General features: G+C 62.4%; 7 protein-coding genes. 4 read left to right on the top strand and 3 right to left on the bottom strand.

The window, feature by feature from the left end:
* Positions 1-965: CaiB/BaiF CoA transferase family protein (locus tag WBV42_RS05270; RefSeq protein WP_423985093.1), on the bottom strand; the 965-nt coding region annotated here is incomplete at its 3' end.
* A 283-nt stretch (positions 966-1,248) separates the two neighbouring features.
* Between WBV42_RS05270 and WBV42_RS05275 the strand changes: the two genes are divergently transcribed.
* Positions 1,249-2,277: an NAD(P)/FAD-dependent oxidoreductase gene (locus WBV42_RS05275; protein WP_423985094.1), complete on the top strand. Its 1,029-nt coding sequence runs from the start codon at positions 1,249-1,251 to the stop codon at positions 2,275-2,277.
* 19 nt (positions 2,278-2,296) lie between these two features.
* Here the strand turns inward: WBV42_RS05275 and WBV42_RS05280 are convergent, their stop codons facing one another.
* Entirely contained in the window at positions 2,297-3,076 is a 780-nt protein-coding gene (locus WBV42_RS05280; protein WP_423985095.1) for a helix-turn-helix transcriptional regulator, read from the bottom strand.
* A 130-nt stretch (positions 3,077-3,206) separates the two neighbouring features.
* On the opposite strand from WBV42_RS05280, the gene WBV42_RS05285 reads away from it, so the two are divergent.
* From WBV42_RS05285 to WBV42_RS05295, 3 genes are all read left to right on the top strand, one after another.
* Positions 3,207-3,617 carry a DUF4870 domain-containing protein gene (locus tag WBV42_RS05285; protein ID WP_423985096.1) on the top strand — a complete coding sequence of 137 codons (411 nt, stop codon included), beginning with the start codon at positions 3,207-3,209 and terminating at the stop codon, positions 3,615-3,617.
* A gap of 1 nt (position 3,618) precedes the next feature.
* Positions 3,619-4,308, top strand: a complete 690-nt coding sequence (locus WBV42_RS05290; RefSeq protein WP_423985097.1) for a hypothetical protein — start codon at positions 3,619-3,621, stop codon at positions 4,306-4,308.
* Between the two features lie 118 nt (positions 4,309-4,426).
* On the top strand, positions 4,427-5,200 hold the full coding sequence (locus WBV42_RS05295) for a winged helix-turn-helix transcriptional regulator (RefSeq protein WP_423985098.1): 774 nt from the start codon (positions 4,427-4,429) through the stop codon (positions 5,198-5,200).
* A 504-nt stretch (positions 5,201-5,704) separates the two neighbouring features.
* On the opposite strand, the gene WBV42_RS05300 is transcribed toward WBV42_RS05295, so the two are convergent.
* A partial coding sequence (locus tag WBV42_RS05300; protein ID WP_423985099.1) for a DUF192 domain-containing protein occupies positions 5,705-6,083 on the bottom strand: 379 nt, incomplete at its 5' end.

The following is a 6,083-nucleotide window of genomic DNA, read 5'->3' on the forward strand; positions in this document are numbered from 1 at the left end:
CCGACGGCCGTATCCACGCCGTCGAACTCGTCGAGCCACTCGTCCATCGTCCGCGTTTCGAAGACGGTTTGGAGGGTCTCCCGAACGGCTTCGCGGATCGCCGGGTCGTCGCTCAGGTGTTTTTCGATCAACTCGGGACGCTCGATCGTCTCGCAGAGCGCGCGCCAGAACTTCGGTTCGAGCACCGCGACCGTGAGATAGCGGTCGTCCGCCGTGCGATAAACGTCGTAGCAGGGAAATTCGCCGGTCAGCATCGTCTTCCCCGGGCGGGGTGTCCGCCCGGCGAACGCCCCGCTCGCGAACACTTGCGCGAACGACAGCATGGTGTCGGTCATGGCGAGATCGAGGTACGTCCCGCCCGCATCGCCTTCACCGTCTTCTCCACTTGCACCGTCTCCGCCCCGTTCCCGGGCGAGGAGCGCGCTCACGATGCCGAACGCCGAAAACAGCCCGCTCGCCATGTCCACCATCGGGTAGCCGGGGATAACCGGTTTCGAATTCTCGTCCGGTCGCGTCATGTCCAACAGTCCCGACTCCCCGGCGTAGTTCAGGTCGTGGCCCGCCCGCTCCGCGTTCGGTCCCGTCCCCCCGAACCCGGAGAGGGAGGCGTACACCAATTCCTCGTTGTACTCCACGAGCGTGTCGTAGTCGATTCCCAGTCGCTCGGTGACGCCGGGGCGGAACGTCTCGAAGACGACGTCCGCCGTCTCGACCAGTTCGTAGAACGCTTTCCGCGCGACTTCGTCCGTCAAATCGAGCGAGACGCTCCGCTTTCCCCGGTTCACCGCCTCGAAAATCTCGCCGTGGCTGCTCTCCCCGATGGGAGCCATCTCCCGCGCGTAATCGCCGCGTTCCGGTTCCTCGATCTTGATCACCGTCGCGCCGAGGTCCGCGAGGAGTTGTGTCGCGTACGGTCCCGGAAGAAGCCGGGAACAATCGAGGATGAGTATGTCATCCAATTGCATACTCGGGGGATGGTCGGCAAGGAGTAAATCCTTCTGGGGCTACGATGGCGGCGTGGAATGGTCCTCGTGCGGTCGAACGACCGGGCCGCATCATACGCAACCCACTCTCCAACCGATTCCTCGCACGTCGTACCACAATCACCGCACGTCGTGCCACAATCACTTTGCCGGGCGCTCCCGAACGCCATCGCATGACACCTTCTGGAGTCGGAACGGGTATCGAAATAGCAGTGGGTGACGGTCCCGTCCGAACACCTCGACACCGGGAACGAGGACGCGTACCGTGACCCGCGTGGCCGTCGTGGGTGCCGGTGTGGCCGGGTTGGGCGTCGCGTTCGCGCTGCGCGACGACGCCGACGTAACCTTGTTCGAGCGGACCGAACGCGTCGGCGGGCGTGCGACGTCGCACGAACGGAATCGCTGTGTCTACGACGTCGGCGCGAACTACGTCAAGAGCGACGACGAACGTGTGTCCGAACTCGTCCGCGAACTCGACGAGGGATTGGTCGAAACCGAGGGACCGGTGTGGACGTTCGACGCCGACGAGGAGGTTTCCGAGGGCCGCGACGAGGATACCTCGAAGTGGACGTACAGAACGGGACTGCGAACGCTCGGGGGGCGACTGGCGGAGGCGAGCGGTGCGACGGTTCGCACGGAAACTCGAATAACTGGTCTCCGGCGCGACGAGTCGAGCGATGCCGAGTCGTGGTACGTCGGGGACGCGAACGGCGACGAGTACGGGCCGTGGGACGCGCTGGTGCTCACGCCGCCAGCACCGATCACGGCGTCGCTGCTCGACCTCGCGGAGTGGGACGACGACCTGCGTCGTGACCTCCGTGAGACCATCGGGCACGTCCCGTACCGGCCGATCCTCTCCGTCGCGCTCCACTACTCGTTCGAAGTCGAGCGGCCGTACTACGCGCTGGTGAACACGGACAAGGAACACGAGGTCGGCTGGCTCTCCCGCGAGTCGTGTAAACCGAGCCACGTCCCGGGGGACGAGGAGTTGTTGATCGTCCAACTGTCGCCCGAGTGGTCGGCGAACCACTACGACGACGACGATTTCGACGTCGCCACGGCTGCCGCGGGGTACGCGGCCGACCTCCTCTCCGAGCACCCGCTCGCCGCGCCGGACTGGTTCGACGTGGTTCGCTGGAGGGACGCACAGCCGAATGACGGGGCCGACGAGGAGGTACTCCGGCGGGCGAACGAAGCGGGTCTCTTCTTCGCCGGTGATTGGGTCGTCGGCGAGGGCCGAGTTCACCGCGCGCTCCGCAGCGGACTCGACACGGCCGAGGAAATCCTCGACTGACTGCTGGCAAACGACCGTCTCATCCCGTCCAGTCGGCGTGGTCCTGAATTGGAATCGCTTCCTTGCGGTACTCCTCGTACAGGTCGTCGGCCCACACTCGAACCGCCGGGTCGTCCGTGTCGGCGAAGACGCGGAGAATGCCGGTTTCGTCGTAGCCGCCGACGCCGACGCGGTCGTCGAACATGACCAGGCCGAACGGCAACTCGTCGTGAACGAACAGTTCGAGCTGGCCGCTCTCGATGGCGTTCACGGTCGCCTCGTGGTGATCGTCCAGCAGTTGGTCGATGACGGGGGAGAGGTAGATGACTTCGGTCCGCATGCCGTCGAGGATGCTGTTGCGGATCTCGTCCACGTACATCGGCGCGATAGTGGTGGTGTCGAACCCACGAAGCGTCTCCGACTCTCGCAGGAGGGAGATGAACCGGCGCACCGGCCGGTACGGGTCGCCGGGTTCCTGGACGGTTATCGTCGCGTCGGCGAGCAACTCAACGTCGATATCGGTTCGGTCGAGCGACGGAAGTAGGGGTTCCAACTGCAAGCCGACCTCGACGGTGTCCCGTAGATGCTCGACTTCGCCCGCGACGAGTTGTCCCAACGGGGTGAGTTCGTACAAGCCATCGACGCGGCGGATGAGCGACTTGTCGGTGAGTTCCCGCGTGATTCGGTGGGTCGTCGTCCGTGAGACGCCTATTTCGTCCTGTAGATCGGAGCGTGCGACCGGTCCGTTGCGCAGTGCACGGAGGGTTTTCGCACGCTTGACGGCAGTGATTACGATATCCGAGTTCCCACTGTCGCTCATGTCTCCTCCATGGTGTTTCTCTGGTATAGTGTTTCACACCACGAAACACGTTTCGCTTTCCGGACCTCGTTCCGTAAGCTGGGAAAATACCACTGCGTAATTATATCATTTCCTACTGCTAGTTATGTTCATGGCTGTCGAACCAAAAACGACGACCGACGTTACTGAATCGACCGGCTCGGAAACCGGTAGTGGACTCGACGAGAACCTCGCGGGGGCGCTCGCGTATCTGCTCAGTCCGATCACTGGACTCCTGTTCTTCTTGCTCGAAGGGGACAACAAATTCGTCAGATTCCACGCCGCCCAGAGCATCGTCTTCGGTGTCGGGATGTTCGTGATTTACATCTGCATGAGTATCGTCCAGATGCTCCTGCTGTTCATCCCGCGTCTGGGTGGATTGCTCTCGCTGTTGTTCTCACTGGCGTACCTCGTGGTGGGATTCGCGGCGTTCCTGACGTGGCTCTTCCTGATGTACAAGGCGTACTCGAACGAGCGGTTCGCGCTCCCCGTGTTCGGAACACTGGCGGATCGACTCGCCTAAAATGCGACGGATCACACTCACCCTGGCCGTCGCGGCCCTCGTCGTTCTCGCCGGTTGTACGGGTATTTCGAGTCACCTCGGAAACGCGCCCGATGCGGGGTCGACGGGGTCGGGATCCGGCGATAACTCGAATGGCGACGGTTCGAACGACGCCTCGGACGCGTCGGAGGACGACGCTTTCACCCCGTTCGCGTTCCAGCATCCGGGCACCTACACGTACGAAACGTACGACGAGGAGGACGGCACCGGCAAACTCGTCTGGGACATCCGGTCGATAGACGGCGAGAACATCACCATGCGGAGTTCGTTCACGAACCAAGGGGAGACCCAGTCGAAGACGGCGACGTTCACCCGTGAGGAGGCCCTGGTTCAACTGGCGTTCATGCCGGGCGGACAGTACCTCATGACGACGATGTTCTCGCCGTCGGCGAACGGGATTTACGGCAACGACTTCCGCGTCGGAAACACATGGACGGCCCCGTCCTCACAGGAGACGATGACCTACGAGATAACGAAACAGCGGACAATCGCAGGGATCTCGTGTTACGACGCCGAAATCCGTATCAACGGCTCCGTCTTCACCGACGCGTGTTACTCCCCCGATCACGGGACCGCCATGTACGGCGTCATCTACGACGAGGACGGAACGAAAGTTCGCGAAATGAAACTAATCGCCTACGAGCGAAAATAACCCATTTTTGCACGCGCTCCGGTTTTCATTCACCTTTTTTCCACTGAACCCCACCAAAAGAACGATACTCCTCTGGTTCCCACAACATATCTCAGACGACCACGAAGGAAGGTAAATCATGTTCCGACCTCGCAATCGTACAATCGTGGTGTTCACCGCCCTGCTCCTCGTTGCGACGGTCCCTCTCGGATTCGTCGTCCCAGCGGTGGCAAGCACACCAGTAGCAGACGAGCCGGTAGCGGACACGCCGGTCCACCATGCACCACCAGCACAGCGACATTCGAACGCAGCAACCCTCGATGATCCCTTCGGCGTCGGTTCGCACGGCCACTCCTTCCCGAACGGACCCACGTCGGCGATGGAGTACGCCGATATCGACGAAGCACCCGGTTCGATAACAGTCGGAAGCTACAGTCGGTACGACGGGTCGAACCCGCTCAACAACGCCACGCGGGCCACGATATATGCCACCGTCGCCGAGGAGCCCGGACTCTCCCTGTCGGCACTGAGCGAGGAAACCGACATTCCGCGTTCGACGGTTCGCTACCACGTCAGGATCCTGCAGGAGGAAAAGTTGGTCGAGACGACCACCGTTCGTGGAAAACGCCGGGTGAACCCTGCTGGCGACGACAACCCCGCGTTGGCCGCCTCGCTCTCGGATGAGGCGACTGCCTCCCTGCTCGAAACGGTCGCCCGTGACGGTCCCGCGAGCGTCTCCGACCTCGCGGACGCGCTCGACCGGACCCCCGGCACCGTCTCGTATCACTTGGAGCGTCTCGCCGATGACGGTCTCGTGGAGCGGGAACGTGCTGGAAATGCGGTCGTCACGACGCTCCCGGATAGCGTCGCGGCCGCGGTGGGAACGACGATGGACGCCATCGACGCCGACTGAATCCGTTTTGAGAAACTGGTCAAAACCTCCTTTTAACTGCCGTGGTTCGATAGGAATGCGGACGGACGCAGGGAACTAAACGACACATAGTGACCTGACACACGGTATGGTGCCGTCTCCACGTGGCTCGCGTCTTCCAACCTGTAGACGACCCCTTGCGTCCACTCCGCGGACACGGCACCCGATTGCCCGAGGTCCGGACGAACAGAGGGACGAGAGAAACAGTAACGCCGAGTGCCCTTCGAGGGGTCGGCGAGAATCCGCATAGACACCGTCCGACCTCGGTTACCCGCCTTCGGCCTTCCGAGACGGTATTCGTTCGATTCGTGGCTGTTTTCACTTTCACTCCACTCTGATGAACTATTTGGTGCTCACCGCCGAAACGCGAGCCATGGGATTGCTACGACGGCTCGGTACGGACACGAAGCCGGATCGGCCGTACGAATGCAAACGGTGTGAGACCGCTTTCCCGGTGGAGTACCAAGTGTGCCCCGAGTGTGGGTGTTACTCCGTCGAGCGCGACGACTGGGCCTGACTCGTCACGAGTTCGTCACCCAGCCGGACGTTCTGCACGACACCACCCGAGAACTCGAACACACGATCTCCCGTTCCACGCGCCGTCCCCGTCCAGCGGGGCAATCGAGCAACGTTCGTCACTTCCCCGTTTTCCGTCCACACCACGTCGAGCGCCAGCGGCGTCGCCACCGTCGAAGCGCGACGGTCGCCGACCGAACCGAACTCGAACACCAATCCGTAGTCGTCACGAACGGCGAGTCGAGCGAGCCCTCCGACACGCGACCGAAGCGAATCCACGGGTTCGACGTGTGCGACGAGCGTCCGTTCCTCCCCATCCCGTCGGTGAACGACGTGCATGGTTCCGCTT

Origin of the sequence: Haladaptatus sp. (genome assembly GCF_049589095.1) — an archaeon.
Taxonomy (GTDB): Archaea; Halobacteriota; Halobacteria; order Halobacteriales; family Haladaptataceae; genus Haladaptatus.